General features: G+C 52.7%; 13 protein-coding genes and 2 pseudogenes. 11 read left to right on the forward strand and 4 right to left on the reverse strand.

What is annotated here, in order from left to right; genetic code table 11:
* From HN413_02765 to HN413_02790, 6 genes and pseudogenes are all read left to right on the forward strand, one after another.
* Window positions 1-539: hypothetical protein (locus HN413_02765; GenBank protein MBT3389309.1), on the forward strand; the 539-nt coding region annotated here is incomplete at its 5' end.
* 11 nt (window positions 540-550) lie between these two features.
* Window positions 551-2113: a VWA domain-containing protein gene (locus tag HN413_02770; GenBank protein ID MBT3389310.1), complete on the forward strand. Its 1563-nt coding sequence runs from the start codon at window positions 551-553 to the stop codon at window positions 2111-2113.
* Between the two features lie 31 nt (window positions 2114-2144).
* Window positions 2145-2303: pseudogene (locus tag HN413_02775) on the forward strand (pilus assembly protein).
* A 2064-nt stretch (window positions 2304-4367) separates the two neighbouring features.
* A pseudogene (locus HN413_02780) lies at window positions 4368-4502 on the forward strand (laminin G).
* Between the two features lie 773 nt (window positions 4503-5275).
* Window positions 5276-6070, forward strand: coding sequence for a hypothetical protein (locus HN413_02785; GenBank protein ID MBT3389311.1), 795 nt, complete (start codon window positions 5276-5278; stop codon window positions 6068-6070).
* Window positions 6071-6178: 108 nt separating this feature from the next.
* Entirely contained in the window at window positions 6179-6850 is a 672-nt protein-coding gene (locus HN413_02790; protein ID MBT3389312.1) for a glycerol-3-phosphate acyltransferase, read from the forward strand.
* 94 nt (window positions 6851-6944) lie between these two features.
* On the opposite strand, the gene HN413_02795 is transcribed toward HN413_02790, so the two are convergent.
* Window positions 6945-7805, reverse strand: coding sequence for an MBL fold metallo-hydrolase (locus HN413_02795; GenBank protein MBT3389313.1), 861 nt, complete (start codon window positions 7803-7805; stop codon window positions 6945-6947).
* A 462-nt stretch (window positions 7806-8267) separates the two neighbouring features.
* Here HN413_02795 and HN413_02800 point away from each other — a divergent pair, with 462 nt between their 5' ends.
* The 5 genes from HN413_02800 (at window position 8268) to HN413_02820 (ending at window position 15763) form a co-directional block, all read left to right on the forward strand.
* Window positions 8268-9581 (forward strand): hypothetical protein, encoded by a 1314-nt coding sequence (locus HN413_02800; GenBank protein ID MBT3389314.1) that lies wholly within the window; start codon window positions 8268-8270, stop codon window positions 9579-9581.
* A complete protein-coding gene (locus HN413_02805; protein ID MBT3389315.1) occupies window positions 9578-10471 on the forward strand; it encodes a PhzF family phenazine biosynthesis protein in 894 nt (297 codons plus the stop codon). The genes HN413_02800 and HN413_02805 overlap by 4 nt, the downstream gene beginning before the upstream one ends.
* A gap of 86 nt (window positions 10472-10557) precedes the next feature.
* Window positions 10558-13659: a valine--tRNA ligase gene (locus tag HN413_02810; GenBank protein MBT3389316.1), complete on the forward strand. Its 3102-nt coding sequence runs from the start codon at window positions 10558-10560 to the stop codon at window positions 13657-13659.
* A 210-nt stretch (window positions 13660-13869) separates the two neighbouring features.
* Window positions 13870-14868: an SDR family oxidoreductase gene (locus tag HN413_02815; GenBank protein MBT3389317.1), complete on the forward strand. Its 999-nt coding sequence runs from the start codon at window positions 13870-13872 to the stop codon at window positions 14866-14868.
* Between the two features lie 37 nt (window positions 14869-14905).
* The gene (locus HN413_02820; GenBank protein MBT3389318.1) at window positions 14906-15763 is read left to right on the forward strand and encodes a VOC family protein; all 858 of its coding nucleotides are present in this window, start codon (window positions 14906-14908) and stop codon (window positions 15761-15763) included.
* 24 nt (window positions 15764-15787) lie between these two features.
* Here the strand turns inward: HN413_02820 and HN413_02825 are convergent, their stop codons facing one another.
* From HN413_02825 to HN413_02835, 3 genes are read right to left on the reverse strand one after another with little or no spacing between them, the layout of a single operon-like run.
* Window positions 15788-16993 (reverse strand): MFS transporter, encoded by a 1206-nt coding sequence (locus tag HN413_02825; GenBank protein ID MBT3389319.1) that lies wholly within the window; start codon window positions 16991-16993, stop codon window positions 15788-15790.
* Between the two features lie 46 nt (window positions 16994-17039).
* Window positions 17040-17909 carry a nitroreductase gene (locus tag HN413_02830; GenBank protein MBT3389320.1) on the reverse strand — a complete coding sequence of 290 codons (870 nt, stop codon included), beginning with the start codon at window positions 17907-17909 and terminating at the stop codon, window positions 17040-17042.
* 11 nt (window positions 17910-17920) lie between these two features.
* A complete protein-coding gene (locus tag HN413_02835) occupies window positions 17921-18163 on the reverse strand; it encodes a transcriptional regulator (protein MBT3389321.1) in 243 nt (80 codons plus the stop codon).
* Window positions 18164-18175 lie beyond the last annotated feature (12 nt).

Genomic DNA, 18175 nt, shown 5'->3' on the forward strand with positions numbered 1-18175 from the left:
CGGCGCGTTTCGCGTCTTTGCGCGATCCCTTCACGCTCAATGCTGCAGGGGGAACATTGCCCGACGCGGCCTGTTCGGATGGAAATACCCTGCATTATTATTTTGATACGGCTTGCATTATTCTTGATACCGGTTTTAACCCTTTTGTGCCACTGGATACCAATCTGGATGATATTGCCATCTCTGTTTTGACGGTTTCCGGCAATACCATCAGTAACCGCTGGCCGGCAGATAGCGATGGGGTCTGGTCTTTATCAACGGCTAGCGACGGTTGGGCGGGCAGCGAAAGCTGGACCAAAGATTGTGATGGCAATGTGATAAACACCACGCCTTATTTTACAAATACTGAAGTTCAATCTATGTTCCAAGCGGGAGCGCCAACCAATAAGGGCATTGTTATTGTTGAAGTGTATTATTGTTACCATCATGTATTGAACTTGCCTATTCTATCTGATTATGTTGACAACCCTTTGCGCATGCATGCCTACTCAATCATGCCCGCGTTTGAGGCCATCCCAACCCCCACGCCGATTCCGTAGATTTTAACCGCATGTACAAAATAAACTTGCATCCATCCCAAAAGAAACAGGTAATCGCTTCGCCTCAGAATCCTGGCCGTACTGAGCGCGGGCAGGCGATTGTCATTATGGTGATTTCATTTTTGGCATTATTGGCTTTTGTAGGTCTGGTCACGGATGTGGGTTCAATCTATGTAACCTATACACAACTCAAACGCGCGGTGGATGCAGCCGCTGTTGCCGCCGCCAATAACATCAAGAATCCATCGCTGACCTATACTCAACGCAAAACCCGTATCACCGAAGCTGCGCGCGAAATGATCGCATTACATAATGTCGCAGATATCAGTTCGTTGGAGGCCTATATCTGCGACGACACCACAAAGCCAGCCGAGTTTACGGCCCAATGCCCTAATGTGGGCGCAGGCGAAGATCCCCGCAAACTGGCGTGGGTGCAGGCTACACAAAATGTCCCGGTTTACTTCCTGAGCCTTGTTGGCATACAGAGCATTCCTATGACGACCAGTTCCATCGGCGAAGCAGCTACCGTAGATGTGGTTGTGGTGATTGATACATCCGAATCGATGGGTGAAGCTACCAGCGGTTATGGTGCCGATTTCAATCCGGCTGCCTGTAATGGCAGTAATACCTGCGAGCCGCTGCGCACTGCCAAAGATGCTGCCAAAGCTTTGGTTGATTCATTGTTTGAAGGCTATGACCGCATTGCTGTAGTCGGCTTTGATTTCAACGCTACGATGTATTCAAACCTGGAAAGTAACTTTACAACCGTTAAGAGCGCCATTGATGGCGTTCCTTTACACGACGATCTCGACTCTTCTTCTGTTGTCCCATTTGGCAGTCCGGGAGTCGGAGATTTGAATCCCCTGGATATTGATGGCGATGGTTTATTGGGCGATCTTGATACCAATGATAATGGCGGCGCAGGTCTCATTAATGATTCCATTGTTTCAACCTGTACAGGTTGTGGGATCCGCGTGGCGGGCAATATCCTGGCCCAGTTTGGCCGCCAAGAAGCCGTTTGGGTCATCGTTTTCCTTGCGGATGGCGCCACGAATGTCAGCGATGTGCCGCCGGAAGTTGATTCATCCTTCCCGAATGGTTTTTGCGGCGGCAGCATCCACAATCGCATGTGGAACTTTCCGTGGTGTCAGGATAACGACCCGTCCACACGGCATTGTGGCCCCAATCATTCAGCCTCAAATGAATGTCCGCCAGGTTCAACCTGGGTCGGCGACAGCACGCCATCCTACGACGTCGAAGATTACACCTACGATATGATCGATCAAGTCGCCCTGATGGAATCAACCAATCCAGATGAGCCTATCAACGGCAATGATATTGCAGTCTACAGCATTGGTTTGGGCAAAGCCGCCCAGCCGCCCCTCTATGCTGGTGAAATTATGCTGCGCTATATGGCAAACCTGGGTGATGATGGCTCGCGAGGCAACGATCCTTGTGCAACTACAGCGCCTCAATCGCATTGCGGCAATTATTATTATGCGCCCAACGCGTCCTTTTTATCACAGATTTTTGAAAATATTGCCGATCGCATTTACACCCGTATCAGCCGATGACAATCATTGGGCTGCCATACAGGACCATGCCATGAAAAAGCTCCATTTTTCATTCAAAAAACCTCGTACCCGCGGCCAGGCAATGGTCGAGTTTATTATTGCCTTACCGTTGCTCTTGCTGCTCTTGTTTGGCATTATCGAATTTGGGCGGCTGGTATTCTCATGGATGGCCGTGCAAAACGCAGCCCGCTTGGGCCTGCGCTATGCGATCACTGGGCAATTTGACGAGCAATATTGCGATGAAGCCGCCGCGGCGCTGGGGGGCAGCTACGCCGCTGCAGATTTGGCCGATGGGGTTGTCAATTGCGAAGTGCCCGATTCGTATTCAACCAATGCCGAGCAAATGTCAACTGATTTAATCGATTGGGCGCGTTTGCCATCTATTCGCGATGCTGCCCGTGCAGGCGGAGCTGGCATCTATGTTATGGATAGTGCGCTGGGTGATTATATTGATTTCCTCACCAATCACACCATCGGCGATATTGGCAATACCGCCACGCCGGGGTATATCCACGTCACAATTTGTAGTGAACAACATGTCTACGACGAGTTCAATTACAGCATTCCGCTATGCCTTCAACCTGCATTGCCTAGTAATATCCTGATGGATGATGCCGGCCTGCCCGGGCAGCGTGTGCGCGTGGTGGTGAGTTATCGCCATCAAATGATGTTGCCCTTCATCAACAATATTTGGCCGGATTTACCCCTGGATGCCTGGCGAGAAGGCATTGTGGAGCGCTTTCGCACCTCGCGCGTGGTCAGTGTGGCCGGTGGGATTACTGCCGCCCCAACCTGGACCCGAACCCCCACCATTACCAGCACGCCTACGCTCACCAGCACTGCCTCGCTCACGCCCACCGCTTCGACTACGCCATCCCCTTCAGTAACGCCCACCAACACCCAGGTCGATTGTTCGGCCTACACCATGACTGATTTTGAGCTATCAAGTTGGGCGCCGCATCTACGCATGTACGTTTATAACGCTGCTGGATCGGATGCCAATGTCACCAAGATTATTCTCGATTGGGCCAATGCCAAAGCCTATTATGCTGGCATTGGTGAGCCGAGCATGTATGCGAACTGGTTTAAATGGCAAGGTGACATCATCTGGGGTGGTGGGGGGGGTAATGACGACATTACCCCGCCTACCGATACCAGCGTGGACAGCCCCGGCTCCTGGGGAGGGCCTTTGGTTTTACCAGCCAGCGGTAATCGGCGCGTGGATATGCGCTTTGGCGGCACTGGTAGCAGCGACCCGATCACCGGCGTCACATCCGACGATTTCGGTATTCGCATTGAGCTTGATAACGGCTGCGCCCTCGAACGGGTTGCTCCCGCGCCACAGCCTACGCCCACGCTGGATTGCAATGATCTCACACTCAATAATCCGCGTCTGGAAAGTGATGATTTCCGCGTGGATATTAACAATGCCAGCGGCTATCACACCTTCAATCTCAATCGAGTTGTTTTGCGTTGGCCGAAAATCCAATCGAATACCTTTGTGAATTTCTTGGAGCTACGCAATCCAAACGCCCGCTTCTGGAATGGAACCGATAATACCCCCGATCTGGATACCAACAGCGACCCCGGTTGGCAGGGTGGTGATTTAAGCTTCATCCCCGGCCAGTACCGTGAATTTCGCGCCGATATGAATAACCACAATAATTTCAGTGGCGCTTCGGTGGTTGATTTCTATGGCTCTATATTCTACTTTGCCGAGGGCTGCCAACTCATTGTGGGTGGCGGCACAGCTACGCCATCCCCAACTCCAACCGATACACCGACGCCCACCATTACTCCTATACCGGATTGTGATCTTTATTCGATGGGTGACTTTGTGTTCCAGAATTGGGCCTTGCAAGAATTAACCGTCTACAACAATGATGTTGTGGACGCCCAGGTCACTCGAATTCGCCTCGATTGGGATTATGCCGAACAACTTGGCAATGCCATGGGATATTCGAGCCTGAATGTCGACTTTTTCCGCTGGAACGTTGAATATAGCTGGGGCCAGGGTAATGGTGGCGACCGGGATTATAATTCCATCACAGACACACAATCCGATTCTTCGGGCAGTTGGGCAGGCCCGCTCGATTTCAACGCGGGCAGTTCCTATGACTTTCAGCTTGATTTTGACGACGATTGGGGCGCTGGCGCTCCGTTGAGCGGCCTAGTTTCGGATGATTTTGGCGTGATAATCGACTTCGATAACGGTTGCCAGTTGCGCCGCGATCCAGTAACGCGCCCGTTACAGACATTAACCCCGACGCGTACCCCCACCCCCACGCGCACACCTACTGTAACACGCACCCCCACAGCTACGCGTACGCCAACCATCACGCCTTCGCCCACGCGCACGCCAACTTCTACGCGCACATCTACCCCCACGCGTACCCCCACCATCACGCCTACCCCAGACTGTAATAATATTAGTGTAAATGCCTATATTTCGGGCGATGATGTCAGGATGTCTGTGACCAATAACAACCCCGCAACCATCTACCTGACGAATTCATCTTTCTATTGGACGAAGTACTGGCCGAATATGTATGTGGATTATTTCAGTTTCAATGGTTCTCAGTACTATAATGGTAATGACTCGAATCCGCACACACTGAATGTGGCCCCCTCTTCGCCGATTGCGCTGGGCAGTGGGTCAACTGGAACCTGGGAGACCGATTTCGATGGACACGGCGGTACGCTCTATGGCTCTTTCACGGTCTCGCTGACGTTTGATGGCCGCTGTGTTGTGGATGATACCGTTGTTGTGGCCACCCCGACGCCCACAAAAACACCGACTGCCACGCGTACCCCCACCAAGACATCTACGCCTACGAAAACCCCAACGCCGAGCAAAACGCCCACACCAACGCGTACCCATACGCCAACCCGCACGCCTACAAAAACGAGTACGCCGACGTTGACGAATACACCCTTTGTCCCCACGGATACACCCTCGCCTACGGTCGAACCTACCCGAACTCCGGCGTGTCCATTCGATGATCCCGGCTGGCCTTGTCTCACTCCGCCGTGGTCCCCCTAGAGTTTTTAGATGTTCGATCCAAAAAGGATGCTGTTTGCAGCATCCTTTTTGGATTCCCCAATGCAATTGCTCTGCCCCTTCAATCACGGTAAAATGCTGGTGTGTCCCAATCAAAACACTTGCCTCAAATAGATCGCATTAGCATCCTGGCCGCATCCATCATGCTGACCTTTGTGCTGGCGCGCTTCGTTGAATTTCCAAACTTTGAGTTGCCGCTTTCGCTCCCCGGAGTTTATCTCGGTATCTCCATCAATATCAATTCGATCATTGCTCTGATTGTGATTGGGCTGAGCGCCACCGGTGTTGACTGGTTGCTGCGCGGTCACCCCGCGCTAGATGAGAAATCCACCTATCAGCACTGGCTGTTGCCAACACTAACCGCGTGGGCCATTGGCTCAGCGCTCTTGCAGCAACCTTTTGGGCCGCCTTGGTGGATCGGTTTTGGGGTTGGTTCGGGGATTTTAATCTTGGTCGTCATTGCCGAATATATTCTCGTTGATCCGCAGGATATTCGTCGCGCGCCTGCCTCGATTGCATTGACAGCCGTGGCTTTTGCACTTTATCTGGTTTTGGCAATTATGGTGCGCATTCGCGCAGAACGATTATTCCTGACCGTTCCCGCGATTACGCTGGCTGCTGGTTTGGTGAGTTTGCGGGTTTTGCTATTTCAATTTGATTTTAAAACTGCGCTAAAACCGGCCATCATTAGCCTGATAATAAGCGGACAGATCACCGCGGCACTTTATTATTTCCCTTTACCACCAATTAACTTTTCTCTGATCATTGTCAGCATCGCTTATATGTTGATTACCACATCGGCAAATATCATCGAGAAAAAATCTTGGCGACGGATTCTATTAGAGGCTGCATTGGTTTTCATAATAACATGGGGCATTTCAGTGTGGATTCTATAGCAACTCATCGCAGCAACTTGTGTTAATACAAATGTCCATATTTCAAAAAAACACAGCCGCCGCAAATACGCGGCAAAAATCCTACAAATACATTTGGAGGAATGGTAAATGCAAATTCTATTAGCAGTAGCAGTAATCGTGCTTTGCTATTTCATTGGCTCAATTCCAATGGGGTATATTTCTGTCAAGCTGGTTACGGGCAAGGATGTGCGCACAATCCAAAGCGGACGAACCGGTGGCACCAACGCCATGCGCGCGGCGGGTTTTGGCGTTGGTCTGGCAACCAGCCTGGCAGATATTGCTAAAGGTGTCGCTGGTGTTTGGCTTGCTCGGACAATCACCCCAGGCAATATCTGGATTGAAGTGCTTGCTCCTGCCGTGATTGTTCTTGGGCACAATTACTCTATTTTTACGTTGCGCAGAGATGAAAATAATCGCCTTTCCATTGGTGGCGGGGCCGGTGGCGCGCCGAGCGTTGGTGGCGCGGTAGGCTATTGGTGGCCTTCGTTTTTTATTCTTGTACCTGTTGGCGCGCTCATTCTCTTTGGGATTGGTTATGCTTCGGTTGCCACCCTCAGCTTGCCCGTTATCGCTGCGGTCATATTTGCAATTCGTGCAGCGATGGGGCTTTCTCCCTGGCATTATCTCATTTACTGTTTATTGGCCGAAATTCTTGTTCTATGGTCATTGCGCCCCAACCTTAAACGGTTAATAGATGGTAATGAACGCCTTGTGGGCTGGCGTGCTCGTCGGGCAAAGCGTGAACCCAAAACCGAGTAACTTGATGAACCTTCCTTTCGGATAGAAATCTGAATTCAAAAAGAGAGACGCACCCATATTGGGTGCGTCTCTCTTTTTGATTGGTTACTTGAAATTACCAGGCTGCTGCCGATTGCGTCGGTGTCTCACCATAGAACTGTCGGTACAAGGCAATTAAATTGCGCTGGTGTAGCTCTTCTGCCAGACCACCCAGTAGTACCCGGCTTTTTCCGCATGTTTCAATATCGACTTCCAACAATAAATCGCCCGGATATTTTCGTCGAGATGCTTTCCGAACAGCTTTGCGAATCGCGGAAAGATATGCCAGATGGCTATCGATGGTTTCATCAACTTCGCCCCGCAGAACCACTTCGCCGTGTCCCTGGACAACATTCTCCAGCCCCATCTCGCGAATTTTCATCAGGGAGGTAATCATCGTTTCAATATCACCATCAACCAAATAAGGCAGCGGCATAAATACATCCCCGGCAAACAGAATGCGGTCTTCTTCGTTGAATACGCCAATCCCATCGGCGCTATGCCCCGGAAGCGGGATCATTGTCAGGGTTTTCTTGTCTACCTTCAGGCTTGATTCGCCTTCATTAAACGTCATCTGCGGCAATATTATCTTCGATTTTTCAAAGCTGTTATTTGCCTTGCGCGCCTGCTCCAGTGACGGAATGCCTCGTTCTTGCAAGAATGTGCGGCACAGCGCATGCGAAATTATGATTGCGCCCGGAAAATAACAATTGCCCCAACTATGATCCGCGTGATAGTGCGTGTTTATCACATAGCGCACAGGCACTTTTAGCTCTTGTTCAATGAAATCGCGAATTTCCAGGGTTTCTTCCGGAAACGATAATGTATCGATAGCTACCGCCCAGTCGGAACCGACGACTACCCCGGCAGTCACTTGCGCGTATAATTCACTTTGAAAAACAAACACATTATCAGAAACGCGTTCTCGTTGGATCATAACTACCTCAAGAATGCCGGTTCTACTACAACCCGAAGAACCGGCCAAAAGAATACCGAAGGATAGCACAAAGTAGTACCTAGCGTCAAGGATTGTGGAAAATTTCACAAATAATACGCTTGACTCTGGCATTCCATGTGTGTATAATGCCAGCTAATTGAATACACCACATCCGGGAGGAGTAGGTGACCAGGAACTGCCAGAGAAGGGATGGCCACAGGCTGCGAGCCGCCCTCAGAAACCAGTCGCCGAAGGTCGCCCGGAGCGAATGCCGTAGAAATCCATTGGAGAGTAGACCGGCACGGGTAAGCCCGTTATAGCGAAGTTCTAATGCGCTCCGGCAAGTTGGAACATGAGAGCACCAGCGCAGCGTGCTGCGCGGTGAAGTGAGGTGGTACCGCGGAAGTTGGATCCTTTCGTCCTCGATGGATGAAAGGATTTTTTGTTTTTCTGGAGTAAGCCATGAACCGAATTAGGAAATTACTCTATATCGTTCTGATTCTTGCCCTGGGCGGATGCAATCTGCCGGGTGGGAGTGCCGCCGCGCGGCCCCAGCCGGAGCGCAGCGCAGGGAGAAATACATTTGCCGCCGCACAGCTTTCAGCGCAAGCGACGGTGACCCAAACCCCGAGCGTAGAATCGAGCCCCGAGGGGAGCAGCCAACCCTCCGCCGAGTTTGCGCCGCCCATGCCGCCTTTCAGCGCGCAGAGCGAAGTTTTCCTTCAGCAAATCCACATGCTCGATGCACTCAAAGGCTGGGGTGTTGGCACACAAACCGAGAGCAGCGATCATATCCTTTTCACCGAAGATGGCGGCCAAACCTGGGCTGAGCGCACACCGCCCGAACCCGCAAGCGCCGAAACGCTGAGGGCTACCGCCCATTTTGCCGATGCGCGCCTGGCCTGGGTACTCTACACGCCTGAAAATGCTCCGCCGCCCGTGCAAGACCCAATAATATGGTATACGCGCAATGGTGGCCGTACGTGGCAGGCCAGCCAGCCCCTGCCGCTGACCGGGCAGGAAGGTTGGTTTGATCCCGAAGGTTTTACTTTTATTAACGAGCGTACTGGCTGGCTGCTGGTGCATATTGATGCCGGAATGAGCCACGATTACAGCCATCTTTTTGCTACGTTTGATGGCGGCCAAACCTGGGAGCGCATCGCCGATCCCTATGGCGTTGGTCTGCAAAGCTTGCATAACACTGGAATGGCTTTTGCTGATGAGCAGTTTGGTTGGGTGAGCAAAGATAATCTGGGCGTGATGCAGGGGGCTTTTTACGAGGCGACTTTTGATGGCGGTCAGACTTGGGAAACCCGATTTTTGCCCGCTCCCGATGATCTGGATTGGTTCACTGAGGTCAGCCAGTGCGCTACATCTTCACCACTATTCTTGCAGCCCGATGAAATCGGTTTGCTGATTGTGCGCTGCTTTACCCTTTCTCAGAATGATACTACTTTTGGCGAAGGCAGCCTGACCTATATCTACGCCACGCCCGACCGAGGCGAAAATTGGCACTACAGCCAGCTACCCTCCCCGGTGGAGAGTCTTGTATTCGTCACGCCGGATTTGGGCTGGGCTTTCGGGCGCAATTATTTCAAAACCACTGATGGCGGCCTGTCCTGGGAGCCACTAAAATCGCTCAATTGGGACGGACAATTCAGTTTTGTGGATGCGAAACTGGGCTGGGCAGTCGCCAGGAATGAGGACAAAATTGCCCTGGTTTCTACCACCAACGGCGCACTGACGTGGCAAATTATCGTGCCGGTGATGAAATGATAAAAAGCTACGAACTTCTGCAAGTTGATGCTTTCACAGATTCCCCCCTGGGCGGCAATCCCTGTGCGGTGGTTTTCGATACCGATGAAATGCATTCGGCTACCATGCTGGCGATTGCCAGAGAGATGAATCTCTCCGAGACGGCATTTGTGCGCCGCTCGGATATTGCCGATTTCGGAGTGCGCTATTTCACCCCTGCAGAAGAAATTCCGCTGGCCGGGCACCCTACGATTGCCACGGCTCGCGCCCTGATTGATACGGGGCGGCTGGCGCTTCAGGAACCAGTCACCCACCTGAGGCTTGAACTGAACGTCGGCCCCATTGAAGTAGAAATATTCTCCGAGGGCGAAATAATCCAACGGATTGTGATGTCCCAAAAAAGGCCGCAATTCTTATCTACGCACGATCCCGCTGAGGTGATGCCCATTTTCGGGTTGTCGCCGAAGGATGCTCTGCCGGGTGTGCCGATTCAAACCGTCAGTACGGGCACGCCGCAATTGATGGTCGCCGTGCGCGATCTGGAGGTGCTGCGCCGCATCCGCCTGGATGTGGCCGCGTATGGCGCATACCGCGCCCGCGCGGATTTTTTTAGCCCGCACCTGTTCTGTCTGGAAGGCGTCACCCCCGAGGGGCAGACCTTTGCCCGTCATTTTGGTGTACCGCCTGATACCCCTGAAGACCCCTTTACTGGATCGGCTACTGGCGGTATGGCAGCTTTCTTGTGGCGCTATGGATTGCTCAAGGTGCCGGTTTTTGTGGCCGATCAAGGCCACTGGATGCAGCGTCCCGGACAGGCCAGCGTGGAAGTTGTCGGCCCGCCAGAGAATATCGAAACCGTAAAGGTTGGCGGAAACGCTGTTACCGTAATGCACGGAAAACTGGTAATTTAAACACTACAAAGAAACAGAGCGCACAGAGAAATTCTCAGAAAAACCATATAAATTTCTGTGGCTCTGTGGTGAAAGTTGGAGACATAATGAAAATATTGCCGAAAATATATGATTTCAAAGCCACCGAAGAACGCATTTACAAAATGTGGGAAGATGGCGCTTATTTCAAGCCGAGTAATGATCCCAATAAAGCCGGGCACGATAGTTCCCAGAAGCCCTATGTGATTTCGATCCCGCCGCCCAATGTGACTGGCAAATTGCACCTGGGCCATGCCATGTTCGTCAGCATGGAAGACCTGATGATTCGTTACCATCGCATGAAAGGTATCCCCACCCTGTGGATTCCGGGTAGCGATCACGCCGGGATCGCTACCCAGCTTCAGGTGGAAAAGGCGCTGCGCGCTGAAGGTACCAGCCGTGAAGAAGTCGGCCGCGATGAATTTCTGAAACGCACTTGGGCCTGGAAACACGAATACGGCGGGCATATCAGCAATCAGATTCGGCGATTGGGAGCTTCGTGCGATTGGGAGCGCGAACGCTTTACGCTGGATGAGGATTTGCAGATCGCGGTGCGCGAGGCTTTTGTGCGTCTGTACGAGAAGGGGCTGATCTACCGCGGCCCGCGGCTGATCAACTGGTCCCCAGGGCTAAAAACTGCCGTTTCTGACCTGGAAGTTGAATACAGCGAAGAGCAGGGCACGCTATATTATTTCAAATATATACTCGCAGGCGAGACATCGGAGGTCTTTATCCCCGTGGCGACCACTCGCCCGGAGACGATCCTGGGCGATACGGCGGTGGCCGTGCATCCCGAGGATGAGCGATACCAGCAATTTATCGGCAAGAAGGTGCTTGTGCCAATCTTGGGGCGTGAAATACCAGTAATTGCCGATGAATATGTGGCCCGCGAATTTGGCACCGGGGCGCTGAAAATTACCCCCGGGCATGATCCCAACGACTATGAGATTGGCATGCGCCATAATCTGGAGAGCATCTCTGTGCTGGATAAAGAAGCGCGCGTCAATGAACATGGTGGCCCTTATCAGGGGCAGGATCGTTTTGAGTGCCGCAAAAATATGTGGGCGGATATGCGCGCTGCTGGCCTGGTCATCAAGGAAGAGGACCACCTGCATCAAATTCCGCGTTCACAGCGCGGCGGTGAGATCATCGAGCCGATGATCTCGACTCAGTGGTTTGTTAAGATCCAACCCCTGGCTGAGAAGGCTATCGCAGCAGTGCGCGACGGAAGCATTCGCATTGTGCCGGAACGTTTTGGCAAAGTTTATTACAACTGGATGGAAAATATCCAGGATTGGTGCATCAGCCGCCAGCTTTGGTGGGGACACCGCATCCCGGTTTGGTATTGTGCCGACTGTAATGAGGTTACGGTGGCGCGAGAAAACCCCACAGCTTGCGCTCATTGCGGTAGCCAAAGCATCGAGCAAGACCCCGACGTGTTGGATACCTGGTTCTCTTCGGGGTTGTGGCCTTTCTCTACGCTGGGCTGGCCCAAAGATACCCCCGATCTGAAGTACTTCTATCCCACCGTGATGATGGAGACGGGCTACGACATCCTTTTCTTCTGGGTGGCGCGCATGATTATGATGGGCCTGGAATTCACTGGTGAAATTCCCTTCAGTGAGATATACCTGCATGGACTGATCCGCGATGAGCATGGCAAGAAGATGTCTAAATCCTATGGGAATGTGATTGATCCGCTGATTGTCATGGATGATCTTGGCACGGACGCATTGCGCTTCACACTGCTGGTTGGCTCCACGCCGGGCAACGATACGAATCTTAGCCTGAAGAAAGTGGAGGCAAACCGCAACTTTGCCAACAAAATATGGAATGCGACGCGATTTGTGATGGGAATGTTGGAAGGACTCCCTCACCCTACCCCTCTCCCAGCGGGAGAGGGGACTGATCCCCCCAAAAAATTGCCATTACCTCCCAAATTACTCCAGCGTGCACGCGAATTGCGGCAAGGTGCTACGGATGCTGAGAGTTTATTATGGAGTTTATTACGCAATCGGCAGCTTGAAGATTATAAATTCCGCCGTCAGCACCCAATAGGCAGCTATATCCTTGATTTCTATTGCCATGAAGCCAAATTGGCTATCGAGTTGGATGACGGTCATCACGCTGAAACTCAACAAGCCCAATATGATGCAGAACGCGCAGCAAACCTGGAAGCCGAAGGCATTCGTGTTTTGCGCTTTTGGAATAATCAGGCGTTAACAAAAACCGAAGTTGTTTTAGAAACAATCCTGGCCGCGCTTCCCCCCTCTCCCAACGGGAGAGGGGCCAGGGGTGAGGGCAACTGGTCCCTGGCCGACTCCTGGATTTGGGCGCGCTTGCAAGATGTCATCCGTACGGTGGAGCGCCTGTTTACCAATCATCAATATGGCGAGGCTGGACGTCAGATTTATGATTTCTTCTGGAGTGATTTTGCCGATTGGTATTTGGAAATTGCAAAATTACAAATGGCGAATGGCGAAGAACAGGCTGTGAATACCGCGACGACATTGACGCGCGTTTTGGATATGAGCTTGCGGATGTTGCACCCCTTCATTCCGTTTGTGACCGAGGAACTCTGGCAGCATCTCAAGATCGCCGCGCAGGAAACCGGGATCGCCTCGGAAGCCTGGGCTGATGCCCTGATTGTGGCGCCCTGGCCGGAACCGCGCCCAGAAGAAAGCTGGGAGGCTGAAAAGGTAATAGAGTTCGAATTGGTGCAAGAAATTGTGCGTGCGATCCGAAACCTGCGTTCGGAGAAAAATGTCAAGCCCGGGCAGCGCATCCCCGCCATTTTTGTCGCGGGTAGCCATGCCGCGCTGATTGAAGGTCAGGCCGCTGTGATCGCTGCTTTGGCACGTCTGGATGAGAATCAAATCGAAATTCACGCCGCGCTGGAAGAAAAACCCGCCGATCATATCGCCCTGGTTGCCGGTACTGTGGAAATTTATTTGCCGTTGGCCGGTCTGGTGGATATGGCGGAAGAGCGCGCTCGCCTGAAGAAAGAATTGGCTGAGGCCGAGAGTCAGATTCAACGCCTGGAGAAGCTGCTCAACAGCCCCTTTGCCGGAAAAGCCCCTGCGAAAGTCGTGCAAAACGAGCGCGAGAAACTCGCTGCTTATCAGGATACGGCTGAAAAACTGCAAGCGCAATTAGCGAATTTGGCATAGCAAAACAAAACGCAAAGACACCAGAGTGCATAGTCTCAAAGGATATTTGTAGGGATTCCTCCCCTCGGTCGGAATGACACCATAGTGATTGTCTAAAAATAACTTCCCGAAAAATTGGCTCAATCTGAATATGGCTTGGGGAAATAAGCTGCAATTTGCACAGATTGAACCAATTTTGCCAAGAATGTTTTCTGGATGTTAACACAGGAGATAGCCATGTTAAAAGTTCTTTTCATCGGTGGAACGGGTATTATCAGTTCGGCTTGCTCGCGGTTGGCGGTCGAGAAGGGGATGCAGCTCTACCATCTCAACCGCGGGCAGACCACGCGCCCGATCCCGGAGGAAGTCATCCAACTTACGGGTGATGTGCGCGAGCCAAATTCTTATAAAACTGCTCTGGGCGATCACAGCTTTGATGTGGTTGTGCAATGGATTGGCTTTACGCCAGAGCATATCGAACAGGATATTGAGATATTGCGCGGGCGTGTGGGACAGTATATCTTCATCAGCTCGGCATCGGCTTACCAGACCCCGCCTGCCAGCCTTCCGGTGACAGAATCAACCGTGCTGGACAACCCGGTTTGGGAATATTCGCGCAACAAAATCGCTTGCGAAGAACGCCTGATCCGCGCTTATCGGGAAGAGAAATTTCCAGTTACGGTTGTGCGCCCCTCTCACACGTATGATGCTACTCTCTTTCCCACGCATGGCGGTTATACCGTACTGCATCGGATGCGGCAGGGCAAATCGGTTGTGGTGCATGGCGATGGCACCTCCCTGTGGACGTTGACTCATAATCAGGATTTCGCTGTGGGTTTGGTCGGATTGTTCGGCAACCCGCGTGCCATCGGGGATACTTTCCATATCACATCGGATGAATGGCTTTCGTGGAATCAAATTTACACTTTCATTGCTCAAGCCGCGGGAGTGGAAGCCCGGCTGGTGCATATCCCCTCCGAGCTAATTGCTGCCTACGATCCTGATTGGGGCGACGGCCTGCTGGGCGACAAAGCCCATTCGATGATTTTCGACAATACGAAAATTAAACGCCTGGTGCCAGATTTCAACCCGACGATTCCTTTCGCCGAAGGCGCCCGCCAGATTGTAGCCTGGTACGATGATGATCTGGCTCGTCAGGTGGTGGATGAGACCTTTGATGCTTTGAATGATCGTATCATCGCGGCGTATGCAAAGGCCTGGCCCAGATAAAAGGTAAGAATCCTTCCAGTCAGGGTGTCTACGTGGCATGAATGCTATCGACGCACAACTCAAACTTGGCGCGGTTTCGCTCAGCGTTGCTGATGTCAACCGCTCGCTGGATTATTATCAAAGCCGGATTGGCCTGCATATTTTGGCGCGGGAGAATGGGGAAATTTCGCTGGGGGTTGGAGAAACGATTTTATTGAACCTGCACCACCAGCCCGGTGCGCAAATTGCCCGGCGGATGACAGGCCTGTATCATTTTGCATTGCTGTTGCCATCCCGCTTTGCATTGGCGCAAACGCTGCATCATCTCATCGAGACGCAAACCCCCATGGTTGGCGCAGCAGATCATTTGGTCAGCGAGGCTCTGTATTTGACAGACCCCGATGGTCATGGCATCGAAATTTACCGCGATCGCCCACGCTCGCAATGGTATAACGCCCAGGGCATTCTCGAAATGGGCACCCTGGCGCTGGATGCCGAGGGCATCTTGAGTGAACGAAATAGCAACACGCCGCGCTGGGATGGTCTGCCCGTCGAAACGGTAATGGGGCATGTTCATTTGCATGTGGCTGATCTAAAAGCAGCCAATCATTTTTATGTTGAAGTGCTGGGATTTGACCAACCACGCTTTTCGATGCAGATTCCTTCGGCCATTTTTATCAACGCCGGGGGCTACCACCACACCCTGGGGCTAAATATCTGGGCCGGGGTGGGCGCGCCACCCCCAACGTCGGAAAATGCGCGCCTGCTCTCGTTTGAGATGATCTTCTCGGATATGGATCAGCTTGACCACGCGCGCCAGCGTCTAGATGAGGCGGGATTTTCTCAGGAACAACGGACTCAGGGGTGGCTGGTTCGTGATCCCTCGCAGAATCCAATCTTGATGCGTGTAGAATGAGTACGAATTGCCCGGATACGATTCTCAGGTTTCGGCCTGGTCGTGCAAGAACAGCCATACTCCCCCGAAGGCCAATAGCATACTGATAGCCCCCACAGTTGTCACTGCGCTCAGACCGCGCCACTGCCACAAGGCCGCGGTCAGTGGCGGCCCCAAACCCAGCCCGACCGCATTGCCAAGGGCAACCAGCGAGAAGATGGTTGCGCGTGCATCAGGAGCTTGTTCGGCATAGAGGGGAAATAGCGAAACGATGCTCATCTCAACCCATAGCACCGTGAGCAGCAACATGATACGGCTGCTGGATAGTGTGAGGCTAAACCCTGGCAGCAATCCAAAGAAAATCGCGCCAATTGCCAGACTGATCAGGCTGCCACGGCGCTTGCCCACACGATCGATAAATAAACCTGTCAGAATCGCGCCTGCCAGCTCGGCAAATCCAATCCGGTTAGCGGTCAGCCCTAAGCCCAACGCATCGAGTTCGTAGTCAGCGCTCAGCCAGATGCTCCAAAAGGTCATAAAAATGCCGACGCCGGCGAAGAGCAGCATGGATACAACCGCCGAAGCCAGTACATTGGGTTGTCTCAAGAGCGCTCCCATCCGCTGGGGCTCTGCCATGCTCCGGGTGCGCGTTTCGCTTGCCGGGAGTTTGCGCCAGATCAACACAGCAGCGATCAGGCTTAATACACTCAAAACGGCAAAGGGAATCCGCCAACCCCAGATATTCATCATCCAGCCGATCGCGGGCATCACTACTATGCCCGAAATCGCAAAGGCAATATCCACTGATGCCAGCGCCCGGCCGCGTCGTTCGTACGGAACCTGATCGCTGATATAGGCTTGCTGAGATGGCAAAAAGGCATTGGTTGCCACCCCCACCAGAAACATGGGTAATGCACCCCACCAGCCCTTTGCCAGCGCCATTCCTGCCATGCCCACAAATTGAATTAGCAAGGCCGCGCCCATAATATTGCGACGGCCTATGCGGTCGGCTAGCCTGCCGATGGCTGGCCCCAGCAAACCGGAAGTGGAGCGAATGGTCAGCAGCCAACCGAAGGAGGCTACACTGAGATTGAGGCCCGCAGAAATTTGGGGGATAAAGGGGTACGCCATGCGAAAGCTGGTATCCACAACCAGGCGGATGACAAAGATCAACGAGATCATGCTGATACTCAGGCCAGTGTAATAGATAATGCGCTCGGCGAAAGCAGAACGTGCGGTTGAATATTTCAAATAATACTCCAGTGTAGCTCTAAATATCTATCTGAGCGTTGTTGATTCAATTCTGTTTCCAACTGATGATGTATTCCGTCCATTCGTTGGGGAGCGCAAGCCCGGGATCGTTCACTCGCCAACTGCCATTCAATCCGAGTTCAAGCGCGGTGAGTTTGAAGTGGCACATAGCAATACCCATATCAACGCGTTGAAGATCAGCCAGCTTAAGAAGTTTGGCGTAATTGTTGGTGCGATAGCCGCGCGTCCTGCGCAAATAGAAATGCCACTCTGTGCCAGTCTTGATAATTCTCCACGGCTGACGGTTGGATGCTGATGGCCCCCGGCGCACCATTGCCAACGGTATGGCGAAATCTCCGGCAGTTTCCTGTGAAAGCGGATTGTCGAAGCGCTCGGAGAAAAAGAGCTTATTCCAGGGGAGGCGATGGTCGGAAGCAGCCACATCGCGCACTTTGCGGTCAAAGCGGCGTGCCCGCGGGGCAATATAGCCCACCGAAGTCACTGCGGGGATGCTCTCGCCCTCTTGTAGGGCAACTTTCGCCGCGAAACGACTTTTGGCGAATGTGCCGCCCAGCCAGCACGTCCCCAGGTCGAGATCAGTGGCTTGCAGGATGATTTGTTCCATTTGGTAGCCGAAATCTTCGAGATTCAGCTCCCCCTCGCGAAGAACTCCAACGAAGAAACCGGCTGCCCCTTTGATGAAGCCATAGGTTCCCAATCCCCTCAGGGCTTGCGCGTCTGCCTCGGTGGCAGCCACCAGCGCAAAGCGTGCCCGATTCCCCAGCGGGCCAACCTGGGCCGCTGAAATCCGGCCAGACAATTGAGCTATCGTATCCGCATCAAGGGGTTCTTCACGATACGTTCGGCAGGAAAAGCGCGCCGGGATGAGTTCAGTGATGGCTTGTTCAAATAGCATATTGTTATTCCCTAGCGCGAAATGCCTGGCCTGTATACATGCGACCAGCCCGCGCCACCGCAATTTTTGCAGCGGTCTTCTTCATCATTTTTTCCGCTGCCCTGACACCAGGGACATGCGCGCGCGGGCTGTGCCACCAGCACGCTGCCCTCGCCGCGGCACATGTGACATACGGTCTGATATTGGCTAAAGCGGCCCGTGCCTTCGCACCAGGCGCAGGTTTCGGGCGCAAATTGGATAAAGGGTGTAACCATAGAGTTCTCCAG

The sequence above is a fragment of the Chloroflexota bacterium genome (genome assembly GCA_018648225.1).
In the GTDB taxonomy this organism is placed as follows: domain Bacteria; phylum Chloroflexota; class Anaerolineae; order Anaerolineales; family UBA11858; genus NIOZ-UU35.